The 17350-nt window shown below is 69.2% G+C and carries 18 protein-coding genes; 10 read left to right on the top strand and 8 right to left on the bottom strand.

What is annotated here, in order from left to right; all coding sequences use genetic code 11:
- The first annotated feature begins 97 nt into the window (after window positions 1-97).
- From rpsF to rplI, 4 genes are all read left to right on the top strand, one after another.
- A complete protein-coding gene (rpsF, locus tag GH747_RS02610) occupies window positions 98-385 on the top strand; it encodes a 30S ribosomal protein S6 (protein WP_149767978.1) in 288 nt (95 codons plus the stop codon).
- Window positions 386-519: 134 nt separating this feature from the next.
- The gene (locus GH747_RS02605; RefSeq protein ID WP_149767976.1) at window positions 520-1065 is read left to right on the top strand and encodes a single-stranded DNA-binding protein; all 546 of its coding nucleotides are present in this window, start codon (window positions 520-522) and stop codon (window positions 1063-1065) included.
- 111 nt (window positions 1066-1176) lie between these two features.
- Window positions 1177-1416, top strand: a complete 240-nt coding sequence (gene rpsR, locus GH747_RS02600) for a 30S ribosomal protein S18 (RefSeq protein WP_149767974.1) — start codon at window positions 1177-1179, stop codon at window positions 1414-1416.
- Window positions 1417-1437: 21 nt separating this feature from the next.
- Entirely contained in the window at window positions 1438-1881 is a 444-nt protein-coding gene (gene rplI, locus GH747_RS02595; RefSeq protein WP_149767972.1) for a 50S ribosomal protein L9, read from the top strand.
- Between the two features lie 159 nt (window positions 1882-2040).
- Here the strand turns inward: rplI and GH747_RS02590 are convergent, their stop codons facing one another.
- Window positions 2041-3123: a carboxylate-amine ligase gene (locus GH747_RS02590; protein ID WP_149767970.1), complete on the bottom strand. Its 1083-nt coding sequence runs from the start codon at window positions 3121-3123 to the stop codon at window positions 2041-2043.
- Window positions 3124-3138: 15 nt separating this feature from the next.
- A complete protein-coding gene (locus GH747_RS02585; RefSeq protein WP_228552742.1) occupies window positions 3139-4122 on the bottom strand; it encodes a TIGR03557 family F420-dependent LLM class oxidoreductase in 984 nt (327 codons plus the stop codon).
- A gap of 130 nt (window positions 4123-4252) precedes the next feature.
- Here GH747_RS02585 and ku point away from each other — a divergent pair, with 130 nt between their 5' ends.
- Window positions 4253-5212, top strand: a complete 960-nt coding sequence (ku, locus tag GH747_RS02580; RefSeq protein WP_149767968.1) for a non-homologous end joining protein Ku — start codon at window positions 4253-4255, stop codon at window positions 5210-5212.
- 184 nt (window positions 5213-5396) lie between these two features.
- A complete protein-coding gene (locus tag GH747_RS02575) occupies window positions 5397-5591 on the top strand; it encodes a hypothetical protein (protein ID WP_149767966.1) in 195 nt (64 codons plus the stop codon).
- Window positions 5592-5692: 101 nt separating this feature from the next.
- Here GH747_RS02575 and GH747_RS02570 read toward each other — a convergent pair whose 3' ends face one another.
- The 3 genes from GH747_RS02570 to GH747_RS02560 are packed head-to-tail and all read right to left on the bottom strand — an operon-like array spanning window position 5693 to window position 9511.
- On the bottom strand, window positions 5693-7003 hold the full coding sequence (locus GH747_RS02570) for an MATE family efflux transporter (RefSeq protein ID WP_228552741.1): 1311 nt from the start codon (window positions 7001-7003) through the stop codon (window positions 5693-5695).
- A gap of 4 nt (window positions 7004-7007) precedes the next feature.
- Window positions 7008-8597: an ABC transporter permease gene (locus GH747_RS02565; protein ID WP_149767964.1), complete on the bottom strand. Its 1590-nt coding sequence runs from the start codon at window positions 8595-8597 to the stop codon at window positions 7008-7010.
- Window positions 8594-9511, bottom strand: a complete 918-nt coding sequence (locus GH747_RS02560; RefSeq protein ID WP_149767962.1) for an ABC transporter ATP-binding protein — start codon at window positions 9509-9511, stop codon at window positions 8594-8596. Before GH747_RS02560 ends, GH747_RS02565 begins: the two co-directional genes overlap by 4 nt.
- A gap of 547 nt (window positions 9512-10058) precedes the next feature.
- On the opposite strand from GH747_RS02560, the gene dnaB reads away from it, so the two are divergent.
- Window positions 10059-11423 carry a replicative DNA helicase gene (dnaB, locus tag GH747_RS02555; RefSeq protein ID WP_228552797.1) on the top strand — a complete coding sequence of 455 codons (1365 nt, stop codon included), beginning with the start codon at window positions 10059-10061 and terminating at the stop codon, window positions 11421-11423.
- A gap of 22 nt (window positions 11424-11445) precedes the next feature.
- Here the strand turns inward: dnaB and GH747_RS02545 are convergent, their stop codons facing one another.
- Genes GH747_RS02545 through GH747_RS02535 form a run of 3 tightly spaced genes read right to left on the bottom strand, consistent with a single transcriptional unit; the run spans window position 11446 to window position 14959 of the window.
- Window positions 11446-13341, bottom strand: a complete 1896-nt coding sequence (locus GH747_RS02545) for a T6SS immunity protein Tdi1 domain-containing protein (protein ID WP_205602729.1) — start codon at window positions 13339-13341, stop codon at window positions 11446-11448.
- Window positions 13338-14525 carry an ATP-binding protein gene (locus tag GH747_RS02540; protein WP_149767959.1) on the bottom strand — a complete coding sequence of 396 codons (1188 nt, stop codon included), beginning with the start codon at window positions 14523-14525 and terminating at the stop codon, window positions 13338-13340. Before GH747_RS02540 ends, GH747_RS02545 begins: the two co-directional genes overlap by 4 nt.
- Entirely contained in the window at window positions 14522-14959 is a 438-nt protein-coding gene (locus GH747_RS02535; protein WP_149767957.1) for a hypothetical protein, read from the bottom strand. The genes GH747_RS02540 and GH747_RS02535 overlap by 4 nt, the downstream gene beginning before the upstream one ends.
- Before the next feature lie 98 nt (window positions 14960-15057).
- Between GH747_RS02535 and GH747_RS02530 the strand changes: the two genes are divergently transcribed.
- The 3 genes from GH747_RS02530 to GH747_RS02520 all read left to right on the top strand — a co-directional run bounded on the left by GH747_RS02530 (window position 15058) and on the right by GH747_RS02520 (window position 17349).
- Window positions 15058-15789, top strand: coding sequence for a hypothetical protein (locus GH747_RS02530; protein WP_149767955.1), 732 nt, complete (start codon window positions 15058-15060; stop codon window positions 15787-15789).
- 83 nt (window positions 15790-15872) lie between these two features.
- A complete protein-coding gene (locus GH747_RS02525) occupies window positions 15873-16220 on the top strand; it encodes a hypothetical protein (protein ID WP_149767953.1) in 348 nt (115 codons plus the stop codon).
- Window positions 16221-16344: 124 nt separating this feature from the next.
- A complete protein-coding gene (locus GH747_RS02520) occupies window positions 16345-17349 on the top strand; it encodes an RNA polymerase subunit sigma-70 (RefSeq protein ID WP_149767951.1) in 1005 nt (334 codons plus the stop codon).
- The last annotated feature ends 1 nt before the right edge of the window (window position 17350 follow it).

Raw genomic sequence — 17350 nt, 5'->3', positions numbered from 1 at the left:
GTTGCCCATCCGCCACCCGGTGCGATGGGCGACAGATGCAGAGCCCTCCTGTCACGGAAGGACCGTGACCGTACAGACCGAAGGAGGTGGAGTTGCCTTGCGTCACTACGAAGTCATGGTGATCCTCGATCCCAGCCTCGACGAGCGCACGGTTGCCCCGAGCCTGGACACGTACCTCAACGTGGTGCGTCAGGACGGTGGCACCGTCGACAACGTCGACATCTGGGGCAAGCGTCGTCTTGCCTACGAGATCAACAAGCAGTCCGAGGGGATCTACGCCGTGGTCGACCTGACCGCGACCCCCGCGACTGTCAAGGAGCTCGATCGTCAGCTCACGCTGAACGAGTCCGTCATGCGTACGAAGGTCCTTCGACCCGAGAAGTGACGGACGAACGACACGTCGTCCCCAGCCGGCCCGATCCCGTGGTTTCCCACGGTCGTCGCCCAAAGGGTCGCCAGTGTCTGAGTCTTGATGTTGACTGCTAGCCAGCAGACATCCCGCGAACGTTGGAGTGAGACATGGCAGGCGAGACCGTCATCACCGTCGTCGGCAACCTTGTGGACGAGCCCGAGCTGCGGTTCACACCGTCCGGCGCCGCGGTTGCCAACTTCCGCATCGCCTCGACTCCGCGCACCTTCGACCGCCAGAGCGGCGAGTGGCGCGACGGAGACACGCTCTTCCTGGGCTGCGCCGTCTGGCGCCAGGCCGCGGAGAACGTTGCCGAGTCGCTGCAGAAGGGCATGCGAGTGATCGTGCAGGGGCGACTGAAGTCGCGCCAGTACGAGACCCGTGAGGGCGAGAAGCGCACCGTGTTCGAGATCGACGTCGACGAGGTCGGTCCGAGCCTGCGCAGCGCGACCGCCAAGGTCACCAAGGCTGCTCGCTCCGGCGGCGGCCAGGGTGGCGGCTACTCCGGTGGCGGCCAGGGTGGCCAGGGGTTCGGCGGAGGCCAGCAGGCCCCCGCGAGCGACCCGTGGTCCTCGCCCGCACCGCAGGGTGGCAACGCTGGCAACGATCCGTGGGCGAGCACGCCCGCCGGCTCGAACGACGAACCGCCGTTCTGAGCCGTACGGATCTAGAGAACTCGGAGCACCGAGAACTGCAAGGCGGTCCTTCGACCGCCGTGTCATTCCGACCCGTCCTGCGGGTCGGGCTCACCGGAAGGGAGCACCACAATGGCTGCCAAGCCCGCTGTTCGTAAGCCGAAGAAGAAGAGCAACCCGCTCAAGGCTGCGAAGATCACCTACATCGACTACAAGGACACGACCCTCCTGCGGAAGTTCATCTCCGACCGCGGAAAGATCCGCGCTCGCCGCGTGACGGGTGTGTCTGTCCAGGAGCAGCGCAAGATCGCCACCGCGATCAAGAACGCGCGCGAGATGGCGCTCCTGCCGTACACCTCGACCGGTCGCTGATCGTAGGGGAAGGAGAACACCATGAAGCTCATCCTCACCCACGAGGTCACCGGCCTCGGTGCCCCCGGCGACATCGTCGAGGTCAAGGGCGGCTACGGCCGCAACTTCCTGCTGCCCCGCAACTACGCGATCCTGTGGTCCAAGGGCGCGGAGAAGCAGGTCGAGTCGATCAAGAAGGCCCGTGAGGCCCGCGCGATCCACGACCTCGACGAGGCCAAGGCCGCCAAGCAGAAGCTTGAGTCGAACACCGTGAAGGTTCCGGTTCGCGCCGGTTCCGAGGGTCGCCTCTTCGGTGCGATCACCGTCTCGGACGTCGCCAACGCGCTCAAGGGCGCCGGCTCGTCCGTCGACAAGCGTCGCATCGAGATCGGCAACCCGATCAAGGCCCTCGGCACGTACGCCGTCCAGGTGCGTGTGCACCCAGAGGTCACGGCCAAGGTCACGATCAACGTGGTCGCTGCCTGAACTCAGGCACACCGCCACGCACTGAAGGACCCGTCACCCCTCTGGGGTGGCGGGTCCTTCTCGTTGTGCGCGATGACACCGTGCCTCCGTCCTCCACGGCTCCGGCCTCACGGCTCACGCCTCCGCGCCTCCGGCCTCCGCGCCTCCGGCCCTCACGGCTCAGGCGTCGGGGTCGGTGCGCAGGGCAAGGTCGGCGACGACCGCCACGAGGTCGCCGTCGACGCCGATGCGGCGTTGGTGATCGGCCCCGGTCCCGGACTGCGCGATGCGCTCGAGCCCTTCGTGGACGAGGTCGGTGTCGCCCGCATCCGCGAGTGCCTCGGCGACGTGAGACACGAGGTTCGCGAGGACGTCGCCGGCCGGAAGGAGCTGGCGGGTGCCCGGGTCGAACAGCCGCTCGGCCGTGCCATGCCGTGCGGCCTGCCAGCGCGCACCGCGAAGCAGCTCGACCCTCCACGGGTCGGTCGGCCGGTCCTCGGCCCACGCGCGCGCCTCGGTCTCGACGAGGGCCCGGACGAGTGCGGCCACGAGGACCCCGTCACGCAGGTCCGTGCACACGTCGGCGACGCGGACCTCGATCGTCGGGAGGGAGCGCGCGATCCGGGCGTCGAAGTAGATCATCCCCTCGTCGAGGGCGGCCCCTGAGGCGATCAGCTCGGAGACGGCGCGGTGGTAGGTCGCGGGATCGCCGAACGGCTCGACCGGACCGGCGGTCGGCCACGCCGTCCAGCTGCGCGAGCGCCAGCTTGCGTACTCGGTCTCGCGGCCGTCGGAGTAGGGGGAGTTCGCACTGATCGCGAGGATGATCGGCAACCACGGCTGGATGCGGTCCATCACGCCGACGGCCTCGTCGTCTCCGTCGACGTCGACGTGGACGTGCATGCCGCAGACGACGGCGTACCGGCCGATCTCTCCGGCCTCCTCGATCATCCGCTCGTAGCGCGGTTTCGGGGTGACCGACAGCTCGCCGCTGAGGAGCGGAGGGGTTCCTGACGCGATGAGCGATGCGCCCGCCGACCGGGCCGCGGCGACCGACTGCCGGCGGACCTCTTCCAGGTTGGCGGCGAGATCGGCGAGGAGCGCGTGGGGCTCGGTCATCGTCTCGATCTGCTCGAGGAACAGCTCGTGCTCGATCTCCGCGTCGCCGTCATGACGCCGGACGGCCCGCTCGGAGACCGCCGTCGTCCGGCCCGTCGCAGGGTCGACGAGCAGCATCTCTTCTTCGATCCCGATCTTCCGCATCGCACGAGTCTCGCGTCAGGACGCGAGATCTTCCAGTCGCGGGCGCAGGGACGTACGGACGTGCTCGAAGAATGCGCCCATCTCCTCGGGGGGACCCGCGTTCATCAGGACGAGGTTGTCGAACCCGGTGTCGAGGAAGCGCTGGGCGACCTCGAGGTGGCGTTCGGTGTCGGGCCCGCACCCGAACGCGGCACGCATGTCCTCGATCCGTACGCTCGCCGTCGCGGCTTCGAAGTTCACCGGGTTCGGGAGCTCGGCCTGCACCTTCCAGCCCGCGAGCCCGAAGCGCATGGTCCGGTGCGCAGCCTCCGCGGCGGCGTCGATGTCGAGGGAGTAGGCGAGCGGCACCTCGGCGTACCGTGGGCCGTTCCCGCCCGCCGTCGCGTACGCGTCCACGATCTCCGCCTTGGGCTCGGTCGCGAACAGTCCGTCGCCGAGCTCGGCGGCGAGCTTCGCGGCCTCTTCGCCACCAGCCGCGACGACGATCTTCGGAGGGGTGTCCGGCAGGTCGAAGATCCGGGCGTCCTCGAGGTCGAAGTACTGCCCGGAGTACGAGTGGTAGCCACCGGTGAAGAGCGTGTGGATGATCTCAAGGGCCTCGCTGAGCATGTCGTGACGGACCGAGACCGACGGCCAGCCGCCGCCGACGATGTGCTCGTTGAGGTTCTCGCCCGAGCCGACACCGAGGGTGAAGCGTCCGCGGCTCAGCACCGCGGTGGTCGCCGCCATCTGCGCCACGATCGCGGGGTGGTAGCGCATGATCGGGCAAGTCACGCCCGTCGCGAGCCCGAGGTGCGTGGTCCGAGCGGCGATCGCGCCGAGCATCGAGAAGGCGAAGCCGGAGTGCTGCTGCGAGTACAGCCACGGGTGGAAGTGGTCGCTGACCTCGACGAAGTCGAACCCGGCCTCCTCAGCGGCGACCGCCTGGTCCACGATCGTCAACGGGTCGAAGCTCTCCGCCATGAGCTTGAACCCGATGCGCAGCCGGTCGGTCGTCATGCCCTCACTCTCCGTCCAGCGGCGCGGTTTTGCAGACCGAGGACCGATGAGAGCGGCGCCTACGGTGAGTCTCCCGATTGACAGCGCTGGTCGCTGCCGGTTCGCTTGGCGTACGAGAGGGGGTGGAACGATGCGCGCGATGTGGAAGGGCACGGTCTCGTTCGGCCTGGTGAGCATCCCGATCAAGATGTACGGCGCCACAGCGACGCACGACATCTCGTTCCGGCAGGTCCGGCGCAGCGACGGGTCGCGAGTGAAGTACAAGCGGGTCGCCGAGGCCGACGGCGAGGTCGTCGAGTACTCCGAGATCGCGAAGGGCTACGAGCTGCCGGACGGGCGGATGGTCGTCCTCACCGACGACGACATGGAGCAGTTGCCGCTGCCGACCAAGAAGGTCGTCGACGTCCTCGAGTTCGTCCCGCTCGAGCAGATCGACCCCATCCTCTACAACAAGAGCTACTTCCTGGAGCCGGACACCAACGCCGGCCTCAAGCCGTACCTGCTCCTGCGTGAGGCCCTCGAGTCGTCCGACATGGTGGCGGTCGTCAAGGTCACGATCGGCACCCGCGAGCAGATGGCGACGATCCGCGTGCGCGACGGGGTTCTCACGATGAGCACGCTGCTGTGGGCCGACGAGGTCCGCAAGCCTGAGTTCGGCTTCCTCGGCGAGGATCTGGACCTGCGCCCCCAGGAGGTCAAGATGGCTCAGGCTCTCCTGGCGAGCATGGAGGGCGACTTCGACCCCGAGGAGTACACCGACGAGTACGAGGTGGCGCTCGACGAGCTGGTCGAGGCGAAGCTCGAGGGCAACGAGGTCCTGCAGCCCGCCGTCGGCGAGGGCGAGGAGGAGTCCGACAACGTCGTCGATCTGATGGCCGCTCTGCAGGCGTCGATCGATCGCGCGAAGAAGGGCGAGGGCGAGCCGGTCGCTGGGGTGGACCAGGACGAGAAGCCGGCGAAGAAGAAGCCAGCAGCGAAGAAGTCGGCAGCGAAGAAGGCACCGGCCAAGAAGGCGGCGAAGAAGCAGCCTGCGAAGAAGGCCGCGGCGAAGAAGACCACCGCGAAGAAGGCGGCGAAGAAGGCCTCCTGACGCCACACCCCGATCAGCCAATGCGGGCCATAGATGCCACCGGGTGGCACCTATGGCCCACGATCAGGCTGCTCGTGCGTCGCGAGCCCGACACGCCGACGGGACCACGTCGTCGGTCTTGTCAGTGCCTGCGCGCACACTCGACACGTAAGGGTTTCCCCGGTCCTTCGAGAGGTGGCGCGTGATGAGCGAGCTGGTCGTGATGTGCATCGACTGCGACGCCGAGTTCGTCGCTGCCGACGGCTGGCTCGACCGCTGCGCCGAGTGCTGCCTCGTTCTCGACGAGCACCTCAGCGGCATGCACGTGGACGTTCAGGCGGTCTGCGTCAGCTGCGCGTCGAGCTCGGACGGGCCGGGCCGCCGCATCCGCGCCGCCTGACCGCGCTTCGCCTGACGCCGGCCGCTGCTGCGCCGCCCGTCGCGCACCTACCCCTACGCGCCGCCGCCGACTACGCGCCGCCGCCGACTACGCGCCGACGACTACGCGCCGACGACCATCCAACGATCGGTCCGCTCGCGGAGCACGAGCGTGACCATCCGCGCGACCATGAACGCCGCGTACGCGATCCAGAGCCACACGAGTCCGCCACCGAGCAGCCAGACGGCGACGGCCAGCGGGGCGTACGCGACGAGGGTGACGACGCCGGCCCACGCGAGGTAGGCGCCGTCGCCCGCCCCGATCAGCACGCCGTCGAGCACGAAGACGACTCCCGAGATCGGCTGCGTCAGCGCGATGACGACGAGGGCGCCGATCAGCAGGTGGCGCACGTCCTCGTCGGAGGTGAAGAGGTCCGGGAGCCAGGGTGCGGAAGCGAGGAGCAGGACCGCTGCGACGATGCCCGAGACGACGCCCCAGCCGATCATCCGCCGGGTCGTGGACCGCGTGCCGGCGATGTCGCCCGCGCCGAGGGAGCGGCCCGTCAACGTCTGACCGGCGATCGCGATCGCGTCGAGGGCGAACGCGAGGATCGTCACGATCGTCACGGCGATCTGGTGCGCGGCGAGCGCCGCCGAGCCCATCGTCGCGGCGACGGCGGTCGCGATCAGGAGTGCGGCCCGCAGGGTGAGCGTACGAACGACGAGGGCGACGCCGGCGCGCGCGGCCTCGTGGATACCGGAGCGCTGGGGGCGCACCGGGGCGTGCTGGGCGCGCACCGCGCGGACCACGACGTACGCGAGGAACACGCCGGAGCCGAGCTGCGCAACGGTGGTGCCGATGGCGGCACCGCGGATCCCCATGTCGAGCCCGTAGACCAGCGCGAGGTTGAGGAGCACATTGACGATGTTCGCGACGACGACCGTGTAGAGGGGCGTCTTGAGGTCCTGCATGCCGCGCAGGACACCGGTGGCAGCGAGGACGACGAGCATCGCGGGGATGCCCGGGGCCGCCCACACGAGGTAGGTGACGCCCTGGTCGGTCACGGCGTCGTCGGCGCCGAAGGCACCGATGAGCAGCGAGGCGCCGGCTCCGGCGACCACGGCGGCGAGTGCGCCGATGATGACGGCGAGCCAGACGCCGCTCATGCCGGTCGTCATGGCCCCGCGCAGGTCTCCCGCGCCGATGTGGCGACCGACCGAGGCTGTCGTGCCGTACGCGAGGAAGACGCACAGCCCGACGAACGTCTGGAGCACCGTCGACGCGAGCGCGAGACCGGCGAGGGGGTCGGTGCCGAGGTGGCCGATGATCGCGGTGTCGGCGGCGAGCATCAACGGCTCGGAGACGAGAGCCGCGAACGCCGGGACGGAGATGCGGAAGATCTCGCGATCGCGCGCGTCCAGGTGCCACCTCACCGGGCTAGTTGACCACGTCCCTCCGACGGAACCCGACGTAGCCCGCAGCCAGGAGCGCGACGGCGACCGCCGTCAACCACATGATCGGGGGCCACGACAGATCTTCGAGCGGCACCATCGCCAGGTGGGAGAACGGCGACACGTTGGTGACCCAGTCGGGGAACTGGAGCAGGGGCCCGAAGAACATCACCACCGCCGCGAACACGATGGCGACCCAGGCCAACGACGTCAGTCGCGGGACGAGGCCGATGAGTGCCACCGCGACGCCGATCAGGACCCAGATCGCGGGAGCGTACGAGAGCCCGGCCCAGGTGAGCGGCCAGACCCTCCCGTAGTCGCCTGACACGACGCCGTTCATGAGGCCGGTCGCGAAGCCAGCGAGGGCGATCCCGAGCGTCGAGGCGCCGAGTGCCACGAGCAGGTGGCTGCTGAGGTACGTCGGCCGCGAGAGCGCGGTCGTCAGCACGGGTTCGAGGCGGCCGTTGACCTCCTCGGCGCGGGCGCGCAGCACTGAGGCCACCCCGAAGGCAGCGGCCGCGATCGCCAGCAGCAGGACGGCGCTGGCGTAGAAGCCGTCGACGAGTGCCGTCCCGCTGGTCTCGCCGCCGGTCATCACGTCCGACAGGTCGCCGTCGCCGACGAGGTCGCCGACGTCGTCGCCGATCGACCCGTACGCGAACCCGCCGACGGCGAGGCCGATCAGCCATCCGATCACGGTCGGACGCTGCAGGCGCCAGGCGAGCTCGTACGCGCCGCCGCGCCACTCGCGGGTCCCCGGACCGCGCCGTGCCGCGACGAGACCGGCGCCGAAGTCTCGCCGGTCGAAGAGCGCCCGCGCCAGGCCGCAGAGAGCGATGGCGACGGCGAGCGACAGCAAGGCTGGCCACCAGCGCTCGTCGTCGTACGCCCGCATCTGCTGGCCCCAGCCGATCGGCGAGAGCCACGACAGGGCGCCGTTGCCGACGTCCCCGACAGCCCGGAGCAGGTACGCGAGGGCGATGACGCCGCCGCTCATGCCCCACGCGCCGCGGGTCGTGCTCGACACCTGGCAGAAGACGAGCGCGAATCCCATGAACACGAGTCCCGCGCAGCCGAGCGCCAGCGCGAGCGCCCACGACCCCGCGACAGGAAGGTCGCTCGCGATGAGGAGGAGGGCGACCGCGACGACGAGGACGACGTTGATCGCGCTCGTGATGACGAGGGCGGCGGCCGTCGTCGCCGACCGGCCCACGACGTCGGCGCGGATCAGCTCGTCCTGCCCGTTCTCCTCGCCGGCGCGCGTCAGGCGGACGACGAGGAAGGTGCTCATCAGTCCGGCGAGGATCGCGCCGAACGCCGAGGTCTGCCACGCGGTCTGGCCGCCGAGGGTGTCGAGCGCGTAGTCGGGACCGGCCATCGCGAGGAGTGCCGCGTTGCCCTCGACGGAGGCGGCGAGCCGGTCGAGCGAGGCTTGGTCGGGGTACGTCGCGGCGAGGCTGACCGCGGTGACGTAGTACAGCGCGCTGATGCCGACGAACCACCAGAGCAGCGCGAAGCGGGTGCGCCGCAGAGCGAGCCGGACCAGCGTGCCCGTGCCGGTGAAGGAGTCGGTCACGACACCGGCTCCTCGGCGGCCTCGATCTCGTCGCCGTAGTGGCGGAGGAACAGCTCCTCGAGCGTCGGAGGTGTACTGGTCAGAGCCGTGATTCCGAAGGTCCCGAGGTGGGTGAGCGTCTCGCCGATCCGGGCGGTGTCGACGTCGAAGCGCGCACGGGCGCCGCCCTGCTCGAGGACCAGGTCATGGATGCCGGCGAGGGCGTCGAGCCCTTCGAGGGGACGCGACGTGGTCACGTCGACCGACGTACGGGTGAGGTGCCGCATCTCGGCGAGCGTCCCGGACTCGACGGTTCTGCCCTCGCGGATGATCGTGACGCGGTCGCAGAGGGCCTCTACCTCGCTCAGGATGTGGCTCGAGAGCAGGACAGTCCGACCCTGCTCGCGAACCTCCTGGACGGCGCCGCGGAACACCTCCTCCATGAGCGGGTCGAGTCCGGAGGTGGGTTCGTCCAGGAGCAGCAGCTCGGTGTTCGCCGCGAGCCCGGCGACCAGGGCGACCTTCTGGCGATTGCCTTTCGAGTAGCTGCGGCCGCGTTTCGTCGGGTCGAGCTGGAAGCGCTCGATCAGGTCGTCGCGTCGGGCGCGGTCGACCCCGCCGCGGAGCCTGCCGAGGAGATCGATGACCTCGCCGCCGGAGAGGTTCGGCCACAGGGTCACGTCACCGGGGACGTAGGCGAGTCGTCGGTGAAGCGCGGTCGCGTCGGACCACGGGTCGCCGTCGAGCAGCCGGACCGTCCCGCCGTCGTGGCGCAGCATGCCGAGCAGGACCCGGATGGTGGTGGACTTCCCGGCGCCGTTCGGACCGAGGAAGCCGTGAACCTCGCCGGTCTCGACCACGAGGTCCAAACCGTCCAAGGCGCGCGTCGTCCCAAAGCTCTTGTGGAGCCCGTCGATGTGGATCGTGTCGCTCACGTGGCTGAGGCTAGCGCTCCAGGAGGGTGTGGACATGGCACGTCGACGAGTGCCGGATTCGGACATGTCGGGCGCGGCCGGGCAATTTAGATCGGTTCCAGCCTGTGTGCAACTTGAGAGACACGCCCGCCTGCGAGTTTCGTTCCACACGCGGGGGACGACGTTTCCCCAGGTCAGCCCACAGGTGTGGATACTCCGCCGCGGTAATCCACACAGATACCCACAACCTGTGCACATGCACAACCGCAGTTATCCACATAAATGTGGTCGAGATCCACAAAGGTTGTGCGTCCACCGCTGCACGCGACTGGCAGGACACGGGCTCGGGCGCGTAGTTTGCTTCACGTTCGGTGGGTGGTCGGGAAGTTCGTCGAAGCAGCAGGGGTGGCTGCGGGCTCCTCGAGATCCGTCGGAGGCCCCGCGTACGCTCGAGGGTGAATCACACCGATGTGGTTCGCCCGCCGAGACGTGGGTGGGCCTCGCAGTCCGTGACGGGGTCGAGCGTACGAGGGGTGGACTTGCGTTGAGCGTTGCCGAGCTGGGTGCGGTGCAGGAGCCGCCGGACGACGACTACGGCTACGGCGGCAGCCAGGTCGACCGCACCCCACCGCAGGACAACAACGCTGAGCAGTCCGTCCTCGGCGCGATGATGCTCTCGAAGGACGCGATCGCCGACGTCCTGGAGTCGGTCAAAGCCATCGACTTCTACCGGCCGGCGCACGAGGAGATCTTCGACGCCATCCTCGACCTCTACGGGCGGGGCGAGCCGGCCGACGCGGTCACGGTCTCGGCCGCGCTGCAGCGCCGGGGCGAGCTCGCCAAGATCGGTGGCGCTCCGTATCTCCACACGCTGGTCGCCAACGTGCCGATCGCCGCCAACGCCGGCTACTACGCCGACATCGTGCGCGAGAAGGCGATCCTGCGTCGGCTCATCTCCGCGGGCACCAAGATCGCCCAGATGGGTTACGCCGGCGAGGGCGAGATCGACGACATCGTCGACACCGCGCAGTCGGAGGTCTTCGGGGTCACCGAGCAGCGGACGTCGGAGGACTACTCGGTCCTCAACGACCTCATGGAGGCGACGTTCGACGAGCTTGAGGCGATCGCTGCCCGCGACGGTCAGATGGCTGGCGTCCCGACCGGGTTCGCCGACCTCGACCGGCTGACCAACGGGTTCCACCCGGGCCAGATGATCGTCGTCGCCGCACGACCCGGTGTCGGCAAGTCCACGCTCGGCCTGGACGTCTGCCGCGCCGCGGCGATCAAGCACGGGCTGACGACCGCCATCTTCTCGCTGGAGATGAGCCGCATCGAGATCACGATGCGTCTGCTGTCGGCCGAGGCGCGCGTCGGGCTGCACGAGATGCGGTCAGGGTCGCTGAGCGACGACCAGTGGGCCAAGCTCGCTCGCCGGATGGGCGAGGTGTCGTCGGCTCCGATGTTCATCGACGACTCGCCGAACATGACGATGATGGAGATCCGCGCCAAGGCCCGGCGGCTGAAGCAGCGCCACGACCTCAAGATGATCGTCATCGACTACCTCCAGCTGATGACGTCCGGCAAGAAGGTCGAGAACCGTCAGGTCGAGGTCTCGGAGTTCTCGCGCCAGATCAAGCTGCTCGCCAAGGAGCTCGAGGTGCCGATCATCGCGATCAGCCAGCTGAACCGTGGCTCGGAGCAGCGTACGGACAAGCGCCCGATGCTGTCGGACCTACGAGAGTCGGGCTCGATCGAGCAGGACGCCGACATCGTCATCCTGCTGCACCGCCCCGACATGTACGAGCAGGAGTCCGAGCGCCTCGGCGAGGCCGACTTCATCGTCGCCAAGAACCGCTCCGGCCAGCCCGGTACGGCGACGGTGACGTTCCAGGGCCACTACTCGCGGTTCATCGACATGCCCAAGGAGTTCTGAGCACGACGTACGCGCTGATCGGTCAGTGACCGATCACGCCTTGGAGCTCGACCATCATCTGGATGGCGGTGATCGTGTCGCGCACCTGCAGGTTCTCCACCGTGGCGGATCCCCCCAGCGACAACAGGGGCACGAAAATGAACGACTTGTCGTACGGCAGCTCCCCGTGAGCGGCGATCGCCTCGGGGAAGACGTCCCAGTTGAAGGTCTCCGAAAGCTCCTCGGCTCCGTCCAGGACGGTCAGCCGCACGAAGGTGCGGACGGTGCTGCCGAGCCCGACCGTCCTCCCTTCGCGGTACAGGATGGCGATGACCCCCACGCTGGGTTCCCAGGTGATCAGGTCGCCGAGTCCGGTCACCATGATCGGGATGGCGATGCCGTCGCCTTGGGTCTTGCCGATGCAGTCACCGACCTCCGCCTCGTACAGCGAGGGGTTGATGACACGCAGGAACCCGTCGGCAAAGGTCCCGTAGCCGTACTGCTCCCAGATCGCGATGAGCTCGTCGGGCACGCGTCCACGGAACCGCGCGATGACGTCGAGCTCGACGGGCGCGTGCGGGACGAAGTCTGCGATCTCGAACACGCGCTCCGAGGCAGTCCCCGGCGATTCGTCCGCGCTGGCGGGGACGATGTCCTTCCGCGGTGCGGGTCGCGGATCCCGACCACCGAAGTCGGCCACCCGGTCCCAGATCCAGTCCGCCATCGACGCGGCGACGGGTTCGTCGGGCTGCCCGCTGCGGCGCTTGATCAGCGCGCCGAAGGCCACCACGACCAGGTACGCGCCAGCGTCGTCGGTCATCACCGGTTCCCAGGCGTCGTTCTCAGGCCAATCCGGGTACGCCGCGGGCTCCGCCTCGATCGCGCTGGTCATGTCTCGGATCTCGGCCGCGGACATCAGGCGGAACGGCTCGGGCTGCGCCCAGGCGGCGCCGGTGCCGGGCCGCTGGCCGTCACGCCAGGTCACCAGATCGTCCGCGGCCATGGCGCCGGGCATGTCGGCCTCGTCAGAGAACGAGGCTCCGGGGAGCAGCGTGTCGCGCAGGTCGGCGGGCATCGCGTCGTCCAACGCGGCCAGCGCGGAGCGCAGATCGATGCCGAGCTCCCGGTCGCGGAGCTGCTGCCACGTCATCTCGAGCACACCGGTCCGTCGGACGTCCTCGATGGTGTAGCCCTGGGCGTCGGCGTTCTCGACGATCCGCTGCATCGTTCGCGCGGTCCCCACCAGGTACTGGAACTGGTCCTCGGTCGGATCCTCGCGCAGCAGCCGCAGCGCGAGCTGTTCGGCGTCGGTGAACCGGTACTGCACCAGGTACGACCAGCCCAGCATCACCGACACCCACGAGTTCGCCGCATCAGCACGGATGGCTTCCTCGGCCGCGGGGACGAAACGGTCGGGCGGCGCGAAGCTTCCGAGCAGGTACACCGCCCGCATCCCGAGTGCCTGGGAGAGCTCGTCCGGAGCCGTTCGGGCGCACAGCTCCACTGCGTCGTCGAGCTGCTTCCAGCCGACCTCGTGCTCCCCGGAGAAAGCCAGGGCGCACCCCAGCTCCATCCAGTCGTCCCACTCCTCCTGGCTCTCGCCGAGCACGGTGCGCGCCCACCGCAGCGCCTCGGGATAGTCGTGCTCAGCGGCTGCAAGATGCCGGACGGCGCGAGCCGCATTGATGAACTGGCCGTCGCGGCGGCCCGCCACCTCGAGATAGAGGCGCCGCGCCTCGTCGGCCTCGCCGCTGACCTCACGGTGGTTGCCGAGCAACAGCGACACGCTGCTTCGCTCCGGCTGGGAAGCCAGCACTCGCAGCGCCAGCTCGCCGACCTTGGGGTGCGTGGGCTGCGCTTCGAAGAGCTCCCAGGCGAGCTCGAGGTCCCGCTCCACCGCGTCCTGGCCGTCGGGGGTCGTGCTGCCCGAGCTCGTCATCGCATTCCTCGCTTCACCCGGTATGCCCGGAGCTGGTCGAAAGTGCCGTCGTCGACGCCGTACTCCAGCACGGGCGCCACCTGGTCGAACCAGGACGTCGTGGACGGGGTGATGCTGCCTGCTGCGGTGAGCAGCGCTTCGGTGGTGACGGGCACCAGGGTGCCGCTGTTCATCGACAGAGCCATGGCCTGCTGCAGCGCCGTGGTCGCCAGGTGGCTGAGGTCAGCACCGGAGAACCCTTCGGTGGCAGTCGCGACCGCCACGGCATCGACACCGTCGGCCGGCTTGCCCTCCAGCGCACCCTGGACGATCGCCGCCCGGGCGACCGTGTCCGGCGGCAGCACCAGCACCGTCTTGTCGATGCGACCCGGTCGACGCAGCGCGGAGTCGATGTCCCACGGGCGGTTGGTCGCAGCCAGGAAGTAGACGCCGTCGTTCTTGCTGGCGACGCCGTCGAGCTCCTCGAGGAGCTGGGTGACGAGCATCCGCATCGACTGCGACCCGCCGCCACCGGACGTACGTCGTCCGCCGAGCGCGTCGAACTCGTCGAAGAAGATCACGCACGGTGCTGCTGCGCGTGCATCGCGGAACACGCTCTGGATCGCCTTCTCGCTCTCACCGATCCACTTGCTGAGCAGATCCGCGAGGGTCACGTGGATGAACGACGCTCCGAGGTCACCGGCGATCGCCTTGGCGATGAAGGTCTTGCCGCACCCAGGTGGGCCGTACATCAGCAGAGACCCGCCCGGAGTCTGCCCGAACGCCGCGGCCAAGTCGGGATTGCGCAGCGGAGCCAGGAACGTGGTGTCCAGGTGTTGCTTGACCTCGGCGAGCCCCGCGACGTCGGCGAGTGTCACCGCCGGCCGCTCGGCGTCCCACAGCGACGCGGACGCAGCAGCGCTGATGTCGTGGTGGTCGCCATCGGCCGGAGCAGGAACGGCCGGGGTCGGATCCGCGTCCGAGGCTCGCAGTCGCGCCGCCATCAGTCGCGCGCGCAAGAGGCGGACCCGCGCCGGATCACCGCCGAGGGTCTCAAGAGTGTTCAGCTCGATGGCGGCGCGGTCCGGGTCCTGCTCCAGGAGCAACGTGACGAAGTCCTCGCGCAGCGCCAGGTTGCCGGGGTTGCCCTCCACCTCGCGCGCGATCACCTCGACGAAGCTGTCGCCCGAGCCGGCGCCGCTCACTGCGCGGATCCTTCGACCCAGCCCTTGAGCACACCAAGGTTCGCGAGCGGGATGTAGTGGCCGATCCGTGGGTGGTCCAGTGTCACGCCGACGACGCCGGCCTGCCCGTACGACGCGACGTAGTCGATGGCGGCAGGCATCGGCACGCCGAACAGCGGCACCGGCGCACCGTCAGGGTCGGCCACGCCGAGGGCGCGGGCGGCGTCGGTGGCCCGCGCGGCGCTGCTGTAGAGGCAGATCATCGGGCCCTGCGCGGAGGCCACACTGTACGGACGAGGCTGCTCGGCCGAGCCTCTCGCGATGAAGAACCAGTGCTCCAGCCGTGTGACCTGCTGCCACAGCGCGATCTGCGCCGTCGTGTCTCCGGCGGGCGCTGCTCTCACCGCCTCGTCCAGGCGGTCAATCTCGGCAACCATCTCGGGGGTGTTGTCCATGGTCGTTCGGCCCGCTTTCGTCAGGTTCGGGGATAAGCCAACCACCTCGTCGGTCCTCGCGATCAGGCGGCCGGACAACCGTGGGTACGATCCGCGCCGTGGACAGGAAGCAGCTGAAGTCCAGGCGGGTCGCGGCCCAGGGCTACGGCAACGCCTGCTTCCTCGACGAGGGAGACGAAACGCGAGCCGATGCCGTGGTGTTCACGCCGCTCGACGGCGCCTGGACGGTGTTCGCGACCGACGCGGCGGCGGCACCGATCGAGGCGACCCGGCGATCGTTCGCCACGGACTCCGAAGCGCTCGACTACATGTATCGGTGTCTGCGGGACAAGGTCGAGGCCCGACATGCCGAGGTCTCCGCGAGAGTCGATGCCGATGCGGCCACCGAAGCGCGGAAGGGTGACCCGGAGCAGATGGTGCTCAGGACCCTCCGCTTGCTCGATGCCTACCGCGGGCTCGGCCTTGCGGGGGTTCTCACGACGCTCGCGTTCCTGGCGACGGCCGTCGGCTGGATCGGGATCGCGCCGTTCACCGACGCCGAGAAAGGGCTTCCGTTCGTGGCGGTCTGCTACAGCCTCGCCACGGCCAACGTGGTCGCGCAGTGGTGGCGAGGACGGCACGTCGCCGGCCGCCGGGCACGCCGTGCGCTCCGAACCGCGGTCGGTACGGCGCTGTTCGCGGTGGTGGCTCTCGTTTGCATGGTCATTCGGTTGAGCGACATCGAGAATCCGCTCTTCTGGCTCCCGCCGGCCCTCGCGCTGCTCACCTCGGCCGCGGTGGCGATCGCGCTGAGTGCGGCGCGGGGGAGCGTGGGCCCGTCGGTCGAGTGAGCTCTCAGTAGCCCGACAGCCGCCAAGCGGAGGAGCTCCGCCTCATCAACACGACGTGAACCCAGGCGCGGCGACACTGAGCTGTGAGCACAGCACGGTGGTGGGGAGGATGGCTCGCGACCGTGGCTGTGGGCTTCGTCGTCCTGCCCGCAGCGATCGGATTCTGGCCTTGGCTCTCGGAGGCGCGACCGCCCGGCTGCGAGGCACCCGACTGGTGCTTGTCGAGCCGCGAGAAGGGGTTCCTAGCCGCCTACCTGTGGTTGTGGGTGGTGCCGTTCGCGCTCGCCGCAACCTTTCTCTTGCTGCTGAGCGTGCGATGGGCGACGCTGCGATCCAGTAATCCTCCTCCGCCGATCTCGCGGATCCTCGGCGTCCTTCGCGTGGCGGTTCTCCTCGTCCCGGCTGCGTGGGTCTTCATCTGGGTCACGTGAGCTGAAAGGCAGCGTCCGCCCAGCTCGCCCGCGCCTCGGCGTCGTGCCCGCCGGCACAGTGATGAGTCGTCGCCGCCGTATCCGTCACACGTACAAGGGGACGACGAGACGGAAGGATGACGTGATGAGTGCGGACGTGCGGCTGGAGGAGCTCGGCATGAACGAACCGGAACGAAGCGGACTCAGCAAGGTCGACGAGCCAGAGTTCTCGCGGTTGGTGGAGCGGCACCGGCGTGAGCTTCATGTGCACTGCTACCGGATGCTCGGGTCGTTCCAGGATGCCGAGGACACCGTGCAGGAAACCTTCCTCCGGGCGTGGCGGCGGCGGGAGACGTTCGAGGGGCGGTCGACGTTCCGGGCCTGGCTGTACCGGATCGCCACCAACGCGTGCCTGGACCTGCTTGCCAAGCGCCGCCCGGAACCCGCGACCGGGGGCGAGGTGCTGTGGCTGCAGCCCTACCCGGACCGGTTGCTCGACGAGCTGCCCGCCGACGACGCGGACGAGCCGGAGGCCGTCGCCGTCGCCCGCGAGACGATCGAGCTGGCCTACCTGGTCGCCGTCCAGCACCTCGCGCCGCGCCCGCGGGCCGTGCTGATCATGCGGGACGTGCTCGGCTGGCCGGCGAAGGACGTCGCGGAGCTCCTGGGGGACACCGTCAACTCCGTCAACAGCGCGCTGCAGCGGGCCCGCGCCGGCATGCGCGAGCACCTGCCTGCCGAGCGGCAGGACTGGGCCGGCGGCGACGAGGACCTCGGAACGCGCGAGCTCGTACGGCGCTACACCGACGCCAGCGTGGACACCGACATCGACAGGCTCGCCGCGCTCGTGACGGACGACGTCCGCACTTCGATGCCGCCGACACCGGGCCTGTACGTCGGCCGCGACGCGGTGGTGGACTACTGGGTCGAGAGCGGCTTCGAGGGCATGACGGGCCTGCGCACGGTCCCCACCTCCGTGAACAGGCAGCCCGCCGTTGCCTACTACCACTGGCACGCGGAGGAGGGGGCCTACCTTCCGCTGACGATCGACGTCCTACGCATCGCCGGCGGAGCGATCACCGAGATCATCACGTTCCACGCGGACCAGTTCCCGCTGCTCGAGCTGCCAGAGCGCCTGCCCGCGTCATGAA

Source organism: Mumia xiangluensis (genome assembly GCF_010994095.1).
Classification (GTDB): Bacteria; Actinomycetota; Actinomycetes; order Propionibacteriales; family Nocardioidaceae; genus Mumia; species Mumia xiangluensis.
This window is presented reverse-complemented; position numbering and strand designations above follow the sequence as displayed.

Excerpts from the sequence above, each read along its gene's own strand:
- GH747_RS02535 (WP_149767957.1), bottom strand. The coding sequence starts at position 14,959 with ATGGACAACACCCCCGAGATGGTTGCCGAGATTGACCGCCTGGACGAG.
- rpsR (WP_149767974.1), top strand. The coding sequence starts at position 1,177 with ATGGCTGCCAAGCCCGCTGTTCGTAAGCCGAAGAAGAAGAGCAACCCG.
- GH747_RS02585 (WP_228552742.1), bottom strand. The coding sequence starts at position 4,122 with ATGACGACCGACCGGCTGCGCATCGGGTTCAAGCTCATGGCGGAGAGC.
- rplI (WP_149767972.1), top strand. The coding sequence starts at position 1,438 with ATGAAGCTCATCCTCACCCACGAGGTCACCGGCCTCGGTGCCCCCGGC.
- GH747_RS02520 (WP_149767951.1), top strand. The coding sequence starts at position 16,345 with ATGAGTGCGGACGTGCGGCTGGAGGAGCTCGGCATGAACGAACCGGAA.
- GH747_RS02545 (WP_205602729.1), bottom strand. The coding sequence starts at position 13,341 with ATGACGAGCTCGGGCAGCACGACCCCCGACGGCCAGGACGCGGTGGAG.
- GH747_RS02590 (WP_149767970.1), bottom strand. The coding sequence starts at position 3,123 with ATGCGGAAGATCGGGATCGAAGAAGAGATGCTGCTCGTCGACCCTGCG.
- GH747_RS02575 (WP_149767966.1), top strand. The coding sequence starts at position 5,397 with ATGAGCGAGCTGGTCGTGATGTGCATCGACTGCGACGCCGAGTTCGTC.
- ku (WP_149767968.1), top strand. The coding sequence starts at position 4,253 with ATGCGCGCGATGTGGAAGGGCACGGTCTCGTTCGGCCTGGTGAGCATC.
- GH747_RS02605 (WP_149767976.1), top strand. The coding sequence starts at position 520 with ATGGCAGGCGAGACCGTCATCACCGTCGTCGGCAACCTTGTGGACGAG.